This window comes from Mesorhizobium sp. M4B.F.Ca.ET.214.01.1.1 (assembly GCF_004791545.1).
GTDB lineage: Bacteria > Pseudomonadota > Alphaproteobacteria > Rhizobiales > Rhizobiaceae > Mesorhizobium > Mesorhizobium abyssinicae.
This window is the reverse complement of record NZ_SRUX01000015.1, coordinates 154,448-171,147: the sequence shown is the minus strand read 5'-3', so window position 1 is coordinate 171,147 and position 16,700 is coordinate 154,448. Positions and strand designations below refer to the sequence as shown.

Annotated in this window: 15 protein-coding genes; 2 read left to right on the top strand and 13 right to left on the bottom strand. The window is 63.0% G+C overall.

The window, feature by feature from the left end; all coding sequences use genetic code 11:
• The 11 genes from EN857_RS26500 to EN857_RS26450 form a co-directional block, all read right to left on the bottom strand.
• Positions 1-714 carry an ABC transporter permease subunit gene (locus tag EN857_RS26500; RefSeq protein ID WP_127391642.1) on the bottom strand — a complete coding sequence of 238 codons (714 nt, stop codon included), beginning with the start codon at positions 712-714 and terminating at the stop codon, positions 1-3.
• Positions 715-774: 60 nt separating this feature from the next.
• Complete coding sequence (locus EN857_RS26495; protein WP_127391641.1) at positions 775-1,593, bottom strand: transporter substrate-binding domain-containing protein; 819 nt, start codon at positions 1,591-1,593, stop codon at positions 775-777.
• Positions 1,594-1,633: 40 nt separating this feature from the next.
• Positions 1,634-2,410 carry an amino acid ABC transporter ATP-binding protein gene (locus EN857_RS26490; protein ID WP_127391640.1) on the bottom strand — a complete coding sequence of 259 codons (777 nt, stop codon included), beginning with the start codon at positions 2,408-2,410 and terminating at the stop codon, positions 1,634-1,636.
• Between the two features lie 463 nt (positions 2,411-2,873).
• Positions 2,874-3,353, bottom strand: a complete 480-nt coding sequence (locus EN857_RS26485; RefSeq protein WP_127391639.1) for an Lrp/AsnC family transcriptional regulator — start codon at positions 3,351-3,353, stop codon at positions 2,874-2,876.
• Positions 3,354-3,431: 78 nt separating this feature from the next.
• Positions 3,432-5,087 (bottom strand): ABC transporter ATP-binding protein, encoded by a 1,656-nt coding sequence (locus EN857_RS26480; protein ID WP_127391638.1) that lies wholly within the window; start codon positions 5,085-5,087, stop codon positions 3,432-3,434.
• Positions 5,084-5,935, bottom strand: a complete 852-nt coding sequence (locus EN857_RS26475) for an ABC transporter permease (RefSeq protein ID WP_135859338.1) — start codon at positions 5,933-5,935, stop codon at positions 5,084-5,086. The genes EN857_RS26480 and EN857_RS26475 overlap by 4 nt, the downstream gene beginning before the upstream one ends.
• On the bottom strand, positions 5,932-6,882 hold the full coding sequence (locus tag EN857_RS26470) for an ABC transporter permease (protein ID WP_127393186.1): 951 nt from the start codon (positions 6,880-6,882) through the stop codon (positions 5,932-5,934). The genes EN857_RS26475 and EN857_RS26470 overlap by 4 nt, the downstream gene beginning before the upstream one ends.
• Positions 6,883-6,970: 88 nt before the next feature.
• The gene (locus tag EN857_RS26465) at positions 6,971-8,581 is read right to left on the bottom strand and encodes an ABC transporter substrate-binding protein (RefSeq protein ID WP_127393185.1); all 1,611 of its coding nucleotides are present in this window, start codon (positions 8,579-8,581) and stop codon (positions 6,971-6,973) included.
• 64 nt (positions 8,582-8,645) lie between these two features.
• Positions 8,646-9,368: an HAD-IA family hydrolase gene (locus EN857_RS26460; protein WP_127393184.1), complete on the bottom strand. Its 723-nt coding sequence runs from the start codon at positions 9,366-9,368 to the stop codon at positions 8,646-8,648.
• 240 nt (positions 9,369-9,608) lie between these two features.
• Entirely contained in the window at positions 9,609-10,982 is a 1,374-nt protein-coding gene (locus EN857_RS26455; protein WP_127393183.1) for an aspartate aminotransferase family protein, read from the bottom strand.
• Between the two features lie 10 nt (positions 10,983-10,992).
• Positions 10,993-11,832, bottom strand: a complete 840-nt coding sequence (locus tag EN857_RS26450) for a GNAT family N-acetyltransferase (protein ID WP_135859337.1) — start codon at positions 11,830-11,832, stop codon at positions 10,993-10,995.
• A gap of 321 nt (positions 11,833-12,153) precedes the next feature.
• Between EN857_RS26450 and EN857_RS26445 the strand changes: the two genes are divergently transcribed.
• Positions 12,154-12,822 (top strand): haloacid dehalogenase type II, encoded by a 669-nt coding sequence (locus tag EN857_RS26445; RefSeq protein ID WP_127393181.1) that lies wholly within the window; start codon positions 12,154-12,156, stop codon positions 12,820-12,822.
• Between the two features lie 16 nt (positions 12,823-12,838).
• Positions 12,839-14,113 (top strand): FAD-binding oxidoreductase, encoded by a 1,275-nt coding sequence (locus EN857_RS26440; RefSeq protein ID WP_128346288.1) that lies wholly within the window; start codon positions 12,839-12,841, stop codon positions 14,111-14,113.
• Between the two features lie 66 nt (positions 14,114-14,179).
• On the opposite strand, the gene EN857_RS26435 is transcribed toward EN857_RS26440, so the two are convergent.
• Together EN857_RS26435 and EN857_RS26430 are read right to left on the bottom strand one after the other, a co-directional pair.
• A complete protein-coding gene (locus EN857_RS26435) occupies positions 14,180-15,637 on the bottom strand; it encodes an NAD-dependent succinate-semialdehyde dehydrogenase (RefSeq protein WP_127394081.1) in 1,458 nt (485 codons plus the stop codon).
• 17 nt (positions 15,638-15,654) lie between these two features.
• A complete protein-coding gene (locus EN857_RS26430; RefSeq protein ID WP_128346289.1) occupies positions 15,655-16,698 on the bottom strand; it encodes a tartrate dehydrogenase in 1,044 nt (347 codons plus the stop codon).
• Positions 16,699-16,700 lie beyond the last annotated feature (2 nt).

Genomic DNA, 16,700 nt, shown 5'->3' with positions numbered 1-16,700 from the left:
CTAGCCTCTGGTGAATCCGCGATTGAAATGTTTTTCGACGCGGTTGAACAGAACCTGGCTCGCCACGGTCATGCCGAAAAACATCGCTGCCGCCATGCAATAGAACAGCAGCGGCGAGCGGGTGATTCCCGCGGCGACCGCTGCGGCTCGCATCAGTTCCTGCATGCCGACGACGGATACGAGCGACGTGTCCTTGATCGTCATCTGCCAAACGTTGTTGATCCCGCCCAGAGCCAGCCTGAGAGCGAGCGGCAGGGTCACGCGGGAGAAGGTGACGCGTGGCGACAACGAAAGCGATCGGGCCGCCTCCAGAAGGCCGGCGGGAACTGCCTGCAAGGCGCCTCGTATGACTTCTATCGAGTACGCGCACGAGATCGCGGCGATAGCCGCGATGCCGATGATCAACGGATAGGCATTTTCGGCGCTCTCGGCGTAGCCGAATGCCGAGGCAATTTTCTGCACCCAATCGACGGAGCCGAAGAACAGCAGATAAATGACCAGTAGCCCCGGAACGCCGCGAACGACGATGCTGTAGGCATCGACAAGCTGTGACAAAGCCGGAACCCGGCGCCAACGAAGGATGGCAAGAGGTATCGCCGTCGCCAGCCCTATGACCGCGCCGAGAAAACCGATCAGAAGCGTTATTCCGGCGCCGCGCAGCAGCGCGAGGAGCCAGCCCTTCTCGATCATCAGCACCCAGATATCGTGCAACATGAAGACCATTCCATCAGGTCGTCGCGGCATTGCCGCGACGGCCTGTTCCCCGTTGGATGACTACTTCTTGCACGCGATGGTGTAGTCGTCCTTGAACCAATTTTCCGAGGCAGCCTTCACCTTGCCGCTGTTGATCATGGCGCAAAGCGCGCTGTCCAGCTTGGCCTTCAGTGCGGAGTTGCCCTTGCGCAAGCCAACACCCATGCCGTAGCCCAGCGCCTCGTGGTCGTCCGCTCCGGTGACCTTGACGTCGATGCGGGCGAAATTTGCGCCTTCAGGCGTGCCGAGGAAATCGACCCAGGTCGGGGAATCGCCGAATGCAGCGTCAAGCCGGCCTGCCGCGAGATCGGAATTCTGCTGGGTAGTGGCGTCGTAGGTCTTCAGATCCGCAGTCGGAATATGTTTCTTTATGAACTGCGCGTATGTGGTGCCATTCACAACGCCTATGGTCTTGCCGGCCAGCGCCTTCTCGATTTCCGCAAGACTCTTCAGCCCAACGGACGGAGAATCCTTCGGAACCACAAAATACTGCGGTGTGGTTGCGTAGGGGACGGAGTAGTCGATCTTCTTCTTTCTCTCGTCGGTGATGCCGAGACCCGAGATGATGACATCAAAGCGATCGCTGTCCATCGACGGAACCAAGGAACTGAACGTCTGCACCACGAATTTGCATTTGACCTTGAGCTGGGCGCAAATGCCGTTGGCGATATCGGCGTCGAAGCCGGTAACGTTGCCGTTGGCGTCGGCCATGCTGAACTGCGGGGCATCGCCTTCGGTGCCCACGCGTAAGACGCCGTCCTCGGCCCATGCGACGCTTATTGCCGCCGCCACCATCAGGCCGGATAGGCAGATTAAGCGAAGTGTGTTCTTTACGAGCATTCTGAGTTACCCCTCTTTGCTTTCTGTTTGATGGCCGCCATCAGGCGGCAGTTGGAATAACGCTGGATAGGAACCGGTTCACCGCCTCGGATGCGGGATTTCGAAACAGTTCTTCCGGCACGGCATCCTGCTCAACGATACCCTTGTGCAGGAATATCATTCGGTTCGACACCTCCCGCGCGAACCTCATTTCATGCGTGACGAGGAGAATGGTCGCTCCCTCGTCGGCAAGCGTTCGGATGACCTTCAAGACCTCGCCGACCAACTCGGGGTCAAGCGCGGAAGTTGGTTCATCAAAAAGCATCAGCTTAGGCTGCATCGCCAAAACGCGTGCGATCGCCACGCGCTGCTGCTGCCCACCCGAAAGCTGGCTTGGATACCGGTGGCCAAAGTCGGCCATGCCCACCTTGGATAACGCCGAAAGCGCTGTTTCATCCGCCTCCCGCTTGCCCTTCCGCAGTACGTAGATCAGCGCCTCGGTTACGTTCTCAAGTACGGTTCGATGTGGCCACAGGTTGAAGCACTGAAACACCATTCCGATGCGGCGACGGAAAACTCTGATATTGGTCGCGTTGACGATTTTCGTTTCGTGGCTTTCGTTCTGCGACGCGGAAATCGCATCGCCCATCACCTCGATCTCACCCGAACTCGGGGTCTCCAGAAAATTGATGCATCGTAGCGCGGTGCTCTTTCCCGAGCCGGAAGAGCCGACCAGCGAAATGACCTCGCCTTGCCGCATCTGGAAGCTCAGCCCGTTGAGAACGCGGGCCGCGCCGAACGCCTTGCGAAGTTCGTGAACTTTCAGAACGGGAGCCACGCCGAAGCACCTCCTGTCCGTGCCGTGGTGAAGGGATGTAGAGCCGATCGACGGTCCATTTCGGCGACATCTTCGCTGGTAGTCATTCTCGGATCCCTAGGGGGCATCGCAGAAACAAACGAATTTCGGTTCGACGAAATCCGGCGACGGATGATGTCGCGACCCCTCCCGTTCAAGGCCGACTGCTTCCAGCTGCATTCCACCCTCAAGGATTACAAAACGTGACCTCAGCTTATGTCCGTCGGGGCACGCAATTCCGTCTTATTCAATTGAATTTCCGCAGAATTCCTGCCAATTCTAGGTTTGTAAGAGGAAACGCTCCGAACGCGTCGGACTCTGACCGCGACTGGGTAGACCAGTTCTTCGGATCGGCGCTCACCTCGCGCCCATTTTTCGCGGCACGTTCTTGCAGAGATTCAGATCACGGGCTGCCTGCACGCCGTTGACAGGCCTAAACGCATAATCAATCAAGAAAATGCTCGAAATCGATTGGCATGGAAAACCCAACCTTCACTCGATCCATGACAACCATTGTCTTGAACCCCTTGATGTCGTGATTTTCGTAGAAAAATCTCCGAGTAAAAGCTTCATAATCTTCCATGCTTCGGGATGTGACAATGAGAACGAAATCTGCTTCTCCCGTAACGTAGTAGCCGTTCATCACTTCCGGAGTCTGGCGGATCGATTGTTTGAAGCGGTCGACGATGTCAGCCCGTTCGCGCTCGAGCGAAACCAGCACGAGCATCGCAATGGGCCGGCCGACAGTCTTGGGTTTCACGATCGAAACGTCAGCTTCGATTGCTCCCCCTACCCGAAGCCGTTTGAGACGACGCTGGACCGCCGTTGCTGACAGGCCGACCAATTGGCCAAGCTCTTCCGTGCCGTGGCGATTGTTGGTCTGCAGAATATTAAGCAAGCGAGAGTCCAGTCGATCAAGCTTCATTCTGCCTGCCTGCGCGTTGATCTGGTGACACAATCGTGGCTGAAAAACTTGCCGTCACCCCTCAGTCTTCCGATGTAGTCAGCAATGGCCGTATTGGCTGACGAGCTCGGGGTCGCGCACCAGGCCGTCGAGCCAGGTCGGATCGAGCTTCGGCACCGAAGAGAACAGTAGCTTGGAGTAGGGGTGGGCGGGCGCCTTCACCTTGTCTGGCGTGATCTGCTCCACCCGCTGGCCATTGTACATGACCATGATCTCGTCGCAGATGGCCTCGACGACGGAGAGGTCGTGGCTGATGAAGATGTAGGAGAGCCCCAGCTCGCGCTGCAGCTCCTTGAGCAACTCGATCACGGCGGACGCCACCACCGTGTCGAGCGCCGAGGTGATTTCGTCGCAGATGATGAGCTTGGGGTCGGCCGCCAGCGCGCGCGCGAAATTCACGCGCTGCTTCTGGCCGCCCGAGAGCTCCGATGGATGCCGGTAGCGCAGCGCCCTCGGCAGGCGCACCATGTCGAGCAGTTCGTCGACGCGCTTCGAGCGCGCCTGCCTGTCGAGCCGGTGATAGAAGGCGAGCGGACGGGCGATGATGTCCTCCACCGGCTTGGCCGGATTGAGTGCGGTATCGGCGTACTGGAACACGATCTGCATCTCGCGCAGCTGGTCCTGGCTGCGTTTCCTGGCGGCGCGCTGCAGGTCCTTGCCATCGAAGACGATGTCGCCGGCCGCGGCCGGATGGATGCCGGCGATGACGCGCGCCAGCGTCGATTTTCCGCAGCCGGATTCGCCGATGACGCCGAGATTGCGCCCCTTCTCGACGACCAGGCTGACGGAATCGACCGCGCGGATAAGCGGCAGTCCGTCAGCCCGCATCGCGCCATAGCCGGCCGTCACGTCGTTTATACGCAGCAGCTGCTTCGTCCCGGCATCCGCGTCGGCTTGCCCTTGCCGCGGCTTCGGTTCGAAGGCGGCCAGCAGTTCGCGCGTATAGGGGTGCCGGGCAGCTGACAGGATTGCCGCTGTGGTGCCGGTTTCCTGCACCTCGCCGCCCTTCAGCACCACGATGCGGTCGGCGATCTGGGCGACGACCGCGAGGTCGTGGGAAACATAGACACCTGCGATACCGCCCGCCCGCATGACCGACTTGAATGCCTTCAGCACGTCGATCTGCGTCGTCACGTCGAGTGCCGTCGTCGGCTCGTCGAAGATCACCAGCTTGGGATCGCCGATGAGCGCCATGGCCGCCGACAGCCGCTGCAACTGACCGCCCGAAACCTGGTGCGGATAACGGGCGCCGATCCCTTCCGGGTCCGGCAGCGACAAGGCCCTGAACAGCTCGACGGCGCGTCGGCGGGCCTGTTCGGGCGGCATCAGCTTGTGGATGCGCGTGACCTCGATGACCTGCTCCATGATGGTGGAGGAGGGGTTGAAGGAGGCGGCTGCACTTTGCGGAACATAGGCAATGTCGGTGCCGCGCAGCCTGGCGCGCTCCTTTTCGGAAAGGGCGGCCATGTTCTTGCCGTTGACGTTGATCTCGCCGCCGGTGATCCGGCAGCCGGGCCGCGCATAACCCATCAGCGAGAGCGCCACCGTAGTCTTGCCGGAGCCGCTTTCGCCGATCAGGGCGACGATCTCGCCGTCGGCTATGTCGAGGCTGACGCCTTTGATGATCTCGACAAGCCGTCCGGCGTCGGTCGTCGCCTCGATCCTCAGGTTCCTGACCTCGACGAGATTGCTCATGCGTCCCGGTCCCTGATCTTCTGCGGCAGGTTGTCGATCAGCAAGTTGACGCTGATGGTGAGGCTGGCGATCGCCAGCGAAGGCACGATGACGGCGGGCGCCGCGAAGGGCAGGCCGCCGATGTTCTCGCGCACCAGCGCGCCCCAGTCGGCGAGCGGCGGCTGCAGGCCGAGCCCAAGGAAGGACAGGCCGGAGAGCAGCAGAACGATGAAGACGAAGCGCAGGCCGAAGTCGGCGAGCACCGGGCGGATGATGTTGGGCAGGATCTCGGAGCCGATGAGATAGAGGGTGCTCTCGCCGCGGACACGCGCGACGGTCATGAAGTCCATGGTGTTGATGTTGACGGCGAGCGCGCGCGCGAAGCGGTAGGCGCCGGGGATATAGATGACGGCGAGCGTCAGGATCAGCACCGGAATCGACGAGCCGACGGCAGCGACGACGACAAGGCCGAACAGCTTGCTGGGGATGGAGTTCATGGCGTCCAGGAAGCGGCTGAGGCAGGTGTCGAGCCAGCCGCCGGTGACGGCCGCTATCATACCCAGCACGACGCCGGAAAAGCAGGCGATGGAGACGGCCGCAAGCGATATGCCGACTGTGTAGCGCGCGCCCATCAGAACCCGAGAGAGCATGTCGCGCCCGAGATAGTCCGAGCCGAGCCACAGCCCCTGACGCATCGGGCCGAAATAGTCGTCGTCGACGATGTCGCCGATGGGATGGGGAATGATGTAAGGCGCGAAGATCGCGATCAGTGTCCACGCCAGGATGACCAGCGAGGCCACGACGCCGACGAGGTTGTAGCTGTGGCCCAGGAAGGATCGTCGGGAGGTTGTCGTGCGCGCTATCGTCATCTCAGCCTCGGGTTGGACATGATGGCGACGATGTCGGCGGCCGTGATGAGGAGAAGATAGCCGAGGCAGAAGATCATCGCGCAGCTCTGGATCAGCGGCAGGTCGCGGGTCGCGACCGCATCGACCATCAGCTTGGCGATGCCCGGATAGTTGAAGATCGTCTCGACGATGATCACGCCGCCGACCAGATAGGACAAGGAAAGCGCGATCGCGTTGACGATCGGCCCGAGCGCGTTGGGAAGCGCGTGCCGCAGCACCATCCGGCTGCGCGAGGCGCCTTTGAGGAGAGCCATCTCGACATAAGGCGTGGAGAGCGTTTCGATTACCGCGGCGCGCGTCATGCGGATCATCTGGGCGGAGATGACGAAGGTGAGCGTGATCACCGGCATTGCATAGATGCGCACGAGATCGGTCAGCGAATGCGCCTCGTTGACCGACGACAGCGCCGGCAGCCATCTGAGATAAACGGCGAAGAGCAAGACCGCCAGCGTGGCAACCATGAACTCCGGCACGGAGATGACGCCGATCGAAAGCACAGTGACGGTGCGGTCGTAGACGGAGCCGCGCAACATCGCGGCGGTGATGCCGAGCGTCAGCGCCAGCGGCACCGAGAGCAGCGCGGTGATGCCGGCGAGCTTCATGGTGTTGACCAGGCGCCCGCCGATCAGAGCCGCAACAGGCATCTCATTGGCATAGGAGGTGCCGAGGTCGCCGTGGAGCAGGCCGACAAGCCAGCGCAGGAAGCGCAGGATCGCCGGGTCGTTGAGATGCATGGCCTCGCGCAGGCCGGCGACCGCCTCGGGAGTCGCCGCCTGGCCGAGCAGGATCGACGCGGTGTCGCCAGGCAGCATGCTGGTGGCGAAGAACACGGCGAACAGCACGATCAATAGCGTGATGGCCGAGATCCCTAGCCGCTTCAGCACGAGGTTGAGAACCCCAGACGTCATTGAAAGCGCTCCCTGCGGTGCGTTCGGCCAACCATCTTGCGCAATGCAGCGCCGGGGGACCGGCTGACCGGCCCCCGGCAGTCGCCCCTCAGGCTTCGAGCCAGAGATATTCCGCCATTGCGTAGCCCATCATGCCACCAAGCGGGTTCGCCTCCAAACCCTTCACCTTGCTGGAGAGGGCATCGACGTTGGAGATGTAGGCCGGGATGATGGTGCCGGCCTCCTCGGAGACCATGACCTGCATCTGGTTGTAGATTTCCTTGCGCTTGGCCTGGTCGAGCGAGCCGCGCGCCTCGACAAGAAGCTTGTCGAACTTCTCGGACTTGTACTGGCTTTCGTTCCAGGGCGCGCTGGAAGCGTAGAGGAGCGAGAACAGGATGTCCGGCGTCGGGCGTGGATTGATGTTGCCGAAATGGATCGGCGCCTTGAGCCAGTAATTGTCCCAGTAGCCGTCGGATGGGACGCGCTGGACGTCCAGCTTCATGCCGATATCCGCGCCGGCGGCCTGGATGATCACCGCCATGTCGATCGACGAGGTCGCGGCGTCGGACGCGATCACCGGTATGGACTGGCCGAGCAGGCCTGACTTCTGGAAGTGGAACTTGGCCTTGTCCGGGTCGAATGCCTTCGGCTTGATGTCGGCGTTGTGGAAGATGTTCGCCGGCGAGACAGGTTGATCATTGCCGACCTCACCAAGGCCGCGCAATGCCGATTTGACGATCTGCTCGCGGTTGACGAGGTACTTCATGCCGGCCACGAAGTCGGCCTTGCTGCCCGGTTCCATGTCGAGCCGGATGTTGAGGTCCGTGTAGTTGCCCGCGGTCGTCTTCGACAGTTCGAAGCCCTGCTGGCTCTCCAGGAGCTTCATTGAGCGCGGATTGATCGATGCGGCAAAATTGATGTCGCCGGAAAGCAGGGCGTTGACGCGAGCGCTGTCGTCGGTGATGGCGATGAATTCGAAGGAGTCGAGATAGGGCTTGCCCGACTTCCAGTAGTTCTTGTTCTTGGTGACGACCGAACGCACGCCGGGTTCGAACGTCTGCAGCACGAAAGCGCCGGTGCCGTTGCCTTTGGAGAAGTCGGTGGTGCCGTCCGCCACGATCATGAAATGGTGCAGCGCCAGGATGGTCGGGAGGTCGGCATTCGGGTCGGCGAGCGTGATTTCGACGGTCGACTTGTCGACCGCCTTGAAGCCGGTCATCTGCGCGGCGATCTTGGCAACCTTGGAGCCGACCGCTTTGTCGAGATGGCGCTTCAGCGAGTAGACGACGTCGTCGGCCGTGAGGTCCTTGCCGTCGTGGAAGGTGACGCCCTTGCGCAGCTTCACGGTCCAGGTCTTGGCGTCCTTGCTGTCGAAGCTCTCGGCCAGCTCCATCTGCGTGACGCCATCCTTGTCGAGGAAAGTCAGGCGGTTGTAGAGCGAGCAGCAGCGGACATAGTCGGTGGAGAGCGACGCCTTTGCCGGATCGAGCGTGTCGGCGGTCGAGGACGACCAGCCGGCCGCCTTGAAGCTTCCGCCGGAAACCGGCTCGGCGGCGACGGCCTGGCTGGCGCGGCCAAGCACCAGGCTGCCCACGGCGACCGCGGCGCCACCGGCCAACAGCATCTTGAGGAGTTCGCGGCGGCTCGCGCCCCGCCGGATGGCGTTCTCGACCATGGCGTCGTCTGCGCTGGTCCAGTTGGTGATCTTGTCGGTCATGTCATTCCCCTTTCTGTTTGTTTGGTCGGCATGCTCGTCTTGCTGCGGCTGTCCGGGCTTGGGTTCAGGTTCGTTCCTTCAGGCTTTCCCGAACGGCCGCCGCAAGGGAGGCCATCGAGGTGAAGTGGTAGTCCGGCACGGTGAAGCGCTCGGGCTCGATCGTGCCGCCATAGCCCTTCTGGGCATGCCGGCGTTCGATCCAGCAATTGGTCAGGCCAAGTGCCCGGGATACGCCGATGTCGTGATGCTGGCTTTGCGCGACGTGCAGGATGTCGTCCTTGCTGTCGCCCCTTGAGGCGACGAAATCGAAGACCTTCTGGAAGAACGCCGGATCCGGTTTCTCCGTTCCGGTATCGTCGGCGGTGAAGGTGGCGAAGAAGGGCGATCCGAGCTGCTTCTCGAAATGGTCGAGGGCCCAGCGTCGGGCATTGGTCGTGGCAATCAGCTTGTGGGATTTCGCGAGGTCCGCCAATGCCGCCGCGCTGTCGGGGAAACCTTTCCAGACGCTGGCGGAATCGCGCAGGCGGACGCCGAATTTCTCGTCTGCCGGCAGGCCGAGCTGCGGCGCGATGACCATGTACACACGCACCAGATCGTCGGGGAACAGGCCGGCATCGGGCATGTAGCGGGCCTGCCGGTAGAGGGCCAGCGCGGCTTCGCCATCGATGGAGACGCCAGCCTCGGCGGCAATCCCGGCCAGGCTAGTCGTGATGCCGCCTTCGAAGTCGATCAGCGTGCCGACGACATCGAAGGTCATGTACTTGAATTCGCTGAAAGCCCTGGCCAAGAAACTAGCTCTCCTCTGCGCGATACCGGATTGCATGGTGCTGAACAGAACAAAATTCCGTGCTGTCCAAGGCGTTGGCCCTTTTCGAAAGCCCATAAATCCGCGCTTTCTGGCCTTGTCTTATAAGCAGTCTGGCACTTCCCCCGCGCTGGATTCGCCGAAAAGGCGTGAGGGGGCGGCACAAAATTGCGAAATCGTCTGCCCCGGCGATATTTCGAGATACGAAAAATTCGGCGCCCGTCATGCCAGGGCCTGACGGACGTCGGGATCGTCCAGCGTCTGGTCGAGCGTGAGGCGCGTGCGCTCGATGATAGCGTCGACGTCGTCGTCGGTGCAGCAGAGCGGCGGCGCATAGCCGAGGACACCGTTGGCAAAGGCGCGGATGATGAGACCGTTGTCCCACGCCCGGTCGAAGACGCGCCGCGCCGGCATGGCCGACGCCGGAAGCGGTGTCTTCTTCGTCTTGTCGACCACCAGCTCGATCGCGGCCAGCATGCCGCGACCGCGCACATCACCGACGAGCGGGTGGTCGCGCAGGCTTGCCAATCCTGTCATCAGGCGGGCACCGGCCTTGATGCCGTTCTCAAGAAGGCCGTCTTCGTAGAGCTTCAGCACCTCGAGCGCGACGGCGGCGCTGACGGGATGGGCCGAATAGGTGTAGCCGTGGCCGACCGCAGCGGCGCCCGCGCCGTCGGCGATGACGTCGTAGACATGATCGGCCATGAAGACGGCGCCCATCGGGACATAGCCGGAGGTCAGCCCCTTCGCGGTCGTCATGAAATCGGGAACGATGTCCTCGTCCGTGCAAGCGAACAGGGGTCCCGTGCGCCCGAAGCCGGTGATCACCTCGTCGGCGATGAACAGGATGCCGTACTCCCGGCAGAGCTCGCGTATCGCCTTGATCCAGCCCTTCGGTGGGACGATGACGCCACCCGAGCCCTGGATCGGCTCGGCATAGAAGGCGGCAACCCGCTCCGGTCCGATCTCCTCGATCTTGGCCTTCAGCGCGGCCAGCGATGCGGCGATGATCGCGTTGCCGTCCTCGCCTACCGGATTGCGATAAGGGTAGGGCGAGGGGATCTTGTGCTGCCATTCAAAGGGAATGCCGAAACCGGCGTGAAAGGCGGGCAGCGCGGTCAGGCCGGCGCCGACCACCGATGAGCCGTGATAGCCGTGCTCGATGGAAATGAACTGGTCGCGTTTCGGCTCGCCCCTGGCACTCCAGTAGTAGCGGACGAAGCGGATGGTGCTGTCGACCGCGTCCGAGCCGCCGAGGGTGAAGAAGACGTGATTGAGGTCGCCCGGAGCGCGCTCGGCCAGTTCCGAGGCGAGGCGAATGGCCGGTTCCGAGCCGAGGTCGAAATAGGCGGTGGCATAGGGCAGTTCGCGCATCTGCCGGGCCGCCGCCTCGACGATGCTGTCGTGGCCGTAGCCGGCATTGACGCACCACAGCCCGGCGAAGCCATCGATCAACTGCCGGCCGGATGCTTCGGTCACGGTGGCGCCCTTGGCCGATTTCAGGACACGCACGCCGAGCGCCTCATGGCCGCGGTATGAGGAGACCGGATGGACGAGATGGGCGCGGTCGAGTTCGATCAGGGAATTGGCGAGCATTGTTGTCCTCCTAGCCGAGCGCCTGGTTGGCGAGGGCGTAAACTTTTGGCCTGGCCTGTTCCGACCCCGGCTTGGGCGGACGGTCCATGGCCACGCCGCCGCCGACATGGACGAGGCCGATTTCGGTGAGCCAGCCATCGATACCGGTCCGGCTGTCGGTATCCACGCGCAGGAAGGCGCCGCCGCGCGGCGCGGCGAAAAAGCTGATCAGGTCTTTCGCGGCCTCGGCGCTTGCCGCGATGACCGGGCCGATCACCTCGCCGCGCCCGAAGGGACGGATCGCCGCATAGGCCTCGATGGCGCCGTTGCGGCGGATGATTGCGAAGTGACCGCGCTCGGCCAGCGCATCGATCAGGGCTTCCCGGTCGGCGCCATAAGCGTCGCGATCGAGCGCCTTGATTTCCGGCAGATCGCCAATGCTTGCGGCTTCAACGCCGTCGGGCGCGTCAAGCTCCGTCACTTTCCCCTGATGCTGCAGGATCGCACCGGAGCGCACGAAGCCGAGCTTTTCATAGAGCGGCTCGCCATCGGCCGTCGCGACGAGCCGCAGCGGACGGTCGCCGGCAAGGGCGATCGCCTGATCCATGAGTCGGCGCCCGAGCCCCTGGCCCCGCACATTCCTGTCGACGATCACCATGTTGATCATGGCGCAATCATTGCCATAGGGCGTTACCAGGATGGTGCCGGTGACACGGCCCTGGTCGTCGAGCGCGACCGCGCCGCTCGAGAGTTGCAGCGCCATCTGCCAGTCCTGCGCGCGATGCGGCCAATTCTCCTGGCGAGAAAGCGCTACCGCACCCTCGATATGGTCCGGCCCGAAGGCCTGGAGTTCGATCTCGCCCTGCTGCATGAGGCATCCTTTCGTCTGCTGATCAAGTCTCGGCCATCGGCGCGCCGCAGATCGTCTGAAGGTTTTGGCCTGGACAGTATCTTTCGCCGTAGCGCGAGGCATGCGCCGCATCTTGTGCTGGCGCGCCCGCCGCGCCGGACGCGCTTCACGTCTCGCGCGACGACGTAATCGCCACACCAGATGCTACAGCGTGCCAAACCGGATGGCGGATACGGAACTTTCTGCTTTCGGGACGCCGATTTCGGTCAGGTCGGCCGCCTTCTGCCGTCCTATGATGAATTCATCCGAACGCGGATGTGCTTCCACCGGAGATCGACGGACATGGCTTCCTTCAGGCCCAAATACATCACCTTCGACTGCTACGGCACGTTGACCAATTTCCAGATGGCGGAAGCCGCACGCGACCTCTACGGCAGCCGGCTCGACGAGCCGCGCATGCAGGAGTTCATCAAGAAATTCGCGGCGTACCGGCTGGACGAGATCCTGGGCGACTGGAAGCCCTATGCCGATGTCGTCCACAACGCGCTCGAGCGTTCCTGCAAGCGCAACGGCGTCGCCTTCAGCCCCGACGACGCGAAGATGGTCTATGAGCGCGTCCCGACCTGGGGGCCGCATGCCGACGTTCCGGCCGGCCTGGCGAAAGTCGCCAAGGAAATTCCGCTGGTCATCCTGTCCAACGCCATGAACGCGCAGATCATGTCCAATGTCGAGAAGCTCGGCGCGCCGTTCCATGCCGTCTACACGGCCGAGCAGGCGCAGGCCTACAAGCCGCGCTTCAAGGCCTTCGAATATATGTTCGACAGGCTGGGCTGCGGTCCGGAGGACATCCTTCACTGCTCGTCGTCATTCCGCTACGACCTGATGTCGGCCCATGATCTCGGCATCAAGAACAAGGTCTGGGTCAACCGCGGCCACGAACCGGCCAACCCGTACTACGGCTATGTCGAGATATCAGACATTTCGGGTCTTCCAGGCGTGGTCGGTCTCTGAACAGGGCGGATTGCCGATGAAGTTCGTCTCCTACTGGCACGACACCGCCCCCGACTTTTCCGGCGCGGCGCAAGGCCCGGTCGAGGGTCACTACGATGCCGCCATCATCGGCGGCGGCTTCACCGGTCTCGCCGCCGCGCGCCAGCTGGCGAAGGCCGGCGCGAAGGTGGCGGTGCTGGAGGCGGAGCGGGTGGGCTGGGGCGCATCCGGGCGCAATGGCGGGCACCTGAACAATGGCCTCGCCCATAGCTTCCTCTCGGCCAAGGCGGAACTCGGCAAGGAACGCGCAATCGCGCTGTACCGAGCGCTCGACGACTCCGTCGATACCATCGAGGCGCTGGTCGCCGAGGAAAGCATCGACTGCAACTTCCGCCGCGCGGGCAAGCTGAAGCTCGCCTCCAAGCCGCAGCATTTCGAAGCGATCGCCCGCAACTTCGAGGCCGTCCATGCCGAGGTGGATCCGGACACGGCGCTGCTGTCGGCGGCGGAGCTCAAGTCCGAGATCGGTTCGCCCTTCCATGGCGCGATGCTGTCGAAGAAGAGCGCCATGATGCATATGGGCCGCTATGTGGCAGGCCTGGCCACGGCCGCCGCCCGCCACGGCGCCGTGATCCACGAGAACACCAGGGTGACGGACCGCAAGCAGACCGGCAGCAGGCATGAGCTGACCACTTCGCGCGGCCGGATCAGCGCCGACAATGTGCTGGTGGCGACCGGTGCCTACACCACGCCGAATTTCGGTTATTTCCGTCGCAGGATTATCTCCGTCGGCAGCTTCATCATCGCCACGCGGCCGTTAAGCGATGCCGAGATCGCCACGACCATGCCGGGCAACCGGACATGCGTGACCTCCATGAACATCGGCAACTACTTCCGGCTTTCGCCGGACAAGCGCCTGATCTTCGGCGGCCGCGCGCGCTTCTCTGCAACGTCGGATCAGCACTCCGACGCCAAAAGCGGAGAGATATTGCGAGCCGGCCTCGCGGCGATCTTCCCGCAACTTGCCAAGGTCGAGATCGACTATTGCTGGGGCGGGCTGGTCGACATGACCAAGGACCGTTTTCCGCGCGCCGGATACAATGGCGGTGTCTGGTACGCGATGGGCTATTCCGGCCACGGGGCGCAGCTTTCCACTCATCTCGGTATGATCCTGGCCGATGCCATGCTCGGCCGCGAGGATCGCAATCCGCTAAAGGGGCTCGAATGGCCTTCCATTCCCGGCTATTCCGGCAAGCCCTGGTTCCTGCCGATGGTCGGCCTCTACTACAAGGCGCTTGACCGGATACAATGAGGCAGTAGGGGAGTAGGGGAGTAGGGTACAGGCGCTCATTCCCTACTGCCTTACTCCCCTACTCCCCTACTCCCCTATTCCCATATGAAAACTCTTCATCTCGAGATATTCCTCGATGCCGGCCTGGGCACCTTCGCGCCCAAGACCGGACTGCTTGACGCCGCCGAAGGGGGCCACCTCCATCGAGACCGAGCCGGTGTTGAGCCCCACCATGCCGAACTCCAGCGCCTCGCCGACGCGCCAGGCGCGTTTCAAATTCTCGGTGTAGAAGTAGGAAGCAAGCCCGTAAGGCGTGCCGTTGGCCAGCGAGATCGCCTCTTCCTCCGTCTCGAAGCGGAAAAGCGGCGCGACCGGGCCGAAGGTTTCCTCGCCGGCAAGCTGCATGTCTTTCGTGGCGCCGGTCAGCACCAGTGGCGCAACATACTGGTGACCGACCGGTAGCGCCGGCTTTTCGGTGATGATCGCCGCGCCCTTGGCTAGCGCGTCCTCGACGTGACGGTTGATCTTCTCGACAGCGGCCATGTTGATCATTGGCCCGATGGCGATGCCGGGTTCGGTGCCCGGCCCGACCTTCATGGCGTTGACACGGGCGGAGAGCTTCGCGGCGAAGGTCTCGTAGACACCGGCCTGGACGATGATGCGGTTGGCGCAAACGCAGGTCTGGCCGCCATTGCGGAATTTTGAAACCAACGCGCCCTCGACGGCGAGATCGAGGTCGGCGTCGTCGAAGACGATGAAGGGCGCGTTGCCTCCAAGTTCGAGGCTGAGCCGCTTCACGCTGTCGGCCGCGCCGCGCATCAGCAGCGAGCCGACCCGCGTCGAGCCGGTAAAGGAGATCTTGCGCACGGTCTCGTTCGCCATGATCTCGTTGCCGATATCGGCCGGCACGCCGGTGACGATGTTGATGACGCCGGCGGGGATGCCCGCACGTTCGGCGAGCACGCCTAGCGCCAGTGCCGAATAGGGCGTGAACTCCGATGGCTTGATGACCACCGTGCAGCCGGCGGCCAGCGCCGGCGCGACCTTGCGGGTGATCATCGCATTGGGAAAATTCCACGGCGTGATGATGCCGCACACGCCGACCGGCTCCTTCAGCACGATGATGCGCCGGTCTTGCGTCGGCGAGGGGATGGTGTGGCCGTTGATGCGGCGTGCCTCCTCGGCGAACCATTTGACGAAGGACGCGCCGTAGCGGATCTCGCCTTTGGCCTCGTCCAGCGGCTTGCCCTGTTCGGTCGTCAGGATCAGCGCAAGATCGTCCAGATTCGCCAGCATCAGCCCATGCCAGGCCTCCAGGAGGGCAGCGCGCTCGGCGTTGGTTTTCTTCCTCCAATCCCCATAGGCAGCAGCCGCGGCGTCTATGGCCGCGCGGGTCTCCGGAGCGGCCATGTCGGGCACGGTGCCGATCGCGGCCTGGGTCGCCGGATCGATGACATCGACCGTCTTGCCAGAGTCGGCGATGACCCATTCGCCGCCGATCAAACCGGCTTCGCGGAAGAGGCTTTTGTCTTTCAGGTTTCTCATCGAAAACGACCTTGCAATCAGGTGAGCGCCGCGACGACGGCAGCGGTGATCGCTTGTGTGCGATCCTTGCCGGGGGTTGTTCCAATGCCTCGCGCGGTTGTCGCCTCGAGCGCCTTCATGACGCGGCCGGCGGCAGCCTTTTCGCCGAGATGATCGAGCATCATGGCGCCGGACCAGATGGTGGCGATCGGGTTGGCGATGCCGAGATGGGCGATGTCGGGCGCCGAGCCGTGCACCGGCTCGAACATGGACGGCGCCGAACGGTCGGGATTGATGTTGGCGGAGGCGGCATAGCCGAGCCCGCCCTGGATCGCCGCGCCGATGTCGGTCAGGATGTCGCCGAACAGGTTGGAAGCGACGAGCACGTCGAGGCTCTCCGGCGCCATGATCATGCGCGCCGCGAGCGCATCGACATGATAGCTGGTCACCTCGACGTCCGGATAATCCCCCGCAAGCTTGCGGGTGACCTCGTCCCAGAACACCATCGAGTATTTCTGGGCGTTGGACTTGGTGACGGAAGCAAGTTTGCCCCGCCGTGATCGCGCCTGCTCGAAGCCGAAGCGCAGGATGCGCTCGACGCCGGCGCGGGTGAAGATCGATGTCTCCACCGCGACCTCGTCCAAAGTGCCCTGGTGCACACGCCCGCCGGCGCCGGAATATTCGCCCTCGGTGTTCTCACGGATGCACAGGATGTCGAAGCTCTCCGCTCGCAGCGGTCCCGTGACCCCAGGCAGCAGGCGGTGTGGCCGGATGTTGGCATATTGCACGAATGCCTTGCGGATCGGCAGCAGCAGGCCGTGCAGCGAGACCGAATCCGGCACCTCCGCCGGCCAGCCGACCGCGCCGAGAAGGATGGCGTCGAAGCCGCGCAAGGTCTCGATGCCATCCTCGGGCATCATGCGGCCGGTCTCGTTGTAGAAGCGGCAGGACCAGGGGAACTCGGTGCCCGTCAGGACAAAGCCGTCCTGTTTGGCCACGGTTTCCAGCACCGTCCAGGCGGCGGCGGTGACATCGCGGCCGATGCCGTCACCGGGGATCAGGGCGATCGAGTAGGATTTCATCG

What these genes read in the sequence shown, in the direction of transcription:
- EN857_RS26500 (WP_127391642.1), bottom strand. Translation starts at nt 714, where the DNA reads ATGTTGCACGATATCTGGGTGCTGATGATCGAGAAGGGCTGGCTCCTC.
- EN857_RS26495 (WP_127391641.1), bottom strand. Translation starts at nt 1,593, where the DNA reads ATGCTCGTAAAGAACACACTTCGCTTAATCTGCCTATCCGGCCTGATG.
- EN857_RS26485 (WP_127391639.1), bottom strand. Translation starts at nt 3,353, where the DNA reads ATGAAGCTTGATCGACTGGACTCTCGCTTGCTTAATATTCTGCAGACC.
- EN857_RS26480 (WP_127391638.1), bottom strand. Translation starts at nt 5,087, where the DNA reads ATGAGCAATCTCGTCGAGGTCAGGAACCTGAGGATCGAGGCGACGACC.
- EN857_RS26475 (WP_135859338.1), bottom strand. Translation starts at nt 5,935, where the DNA reads ATGACGATAGCGCGCACGACAACCTCCCGACGATCCTTCCTGGGCCAC.
- EN857_RS26470 (WP_127393186.1), bottom strand. Translation starts at nt 6,882, where the DNA reads ATGACGTCTGGGGTTCTCAACCTCGTGCTGAAGCGGCTAGGGATCTCG.
- EN857_RS26465 (WP_127393185.1), bottom strand. Translation starts at nt 8,581, where the DNA reads ATGACCGACAAGATCACCAACTGGACCAGCGCAGACGACGCCATGGTC.
- EN857_RS26455 (WP_127393183.1), bottom strand. Translation starts at nt 10,982, where the DNA reads ATGCTCGCCAATTCCCTGATCGAACTCGACCGCGCCCATCTCGTCCAT.
- EN857_RS26450 (WP_135859337.1), bottom strand. Translation starts at nt 11,832, where the DNA reads ATGCAGCAGGGCGAGATCGAACTCCAGGCCTTCGGGCCGGACCATATC.
- EN857_RS26445 (WP_127393181.1), top strand. Translation starts at nt 12,154, where the DNA reads ATGGCTTCCTTCAGGCCCAAATACATCACCTTCGACTGCTACGGCACG.
- EN857_RS26440 (WP_128346288.1), top strand. Translation starts at nt 12,839, where the DNA reads ATGAAGTTCGTCTCCTACTGGCACGACACCGCCCCCGACTTTTCCGGC.
- EN857_RS26435 (WP_127394081.1), bottom strand. Translation starts at nt 15,637, where the DNA reads ATGAGAAACCTGAAAGACAAAAGCCTCTTCCGCGAAGCCGGTTTGATC.
- EN857_RS26430 (WP_128346289.1), bottom strand. Translation starts at nt 16,698, where the DNA reads ATGAAATCCTACTCGATCGCCCTGATCCCCGGTGACGGCATCGGCCGC.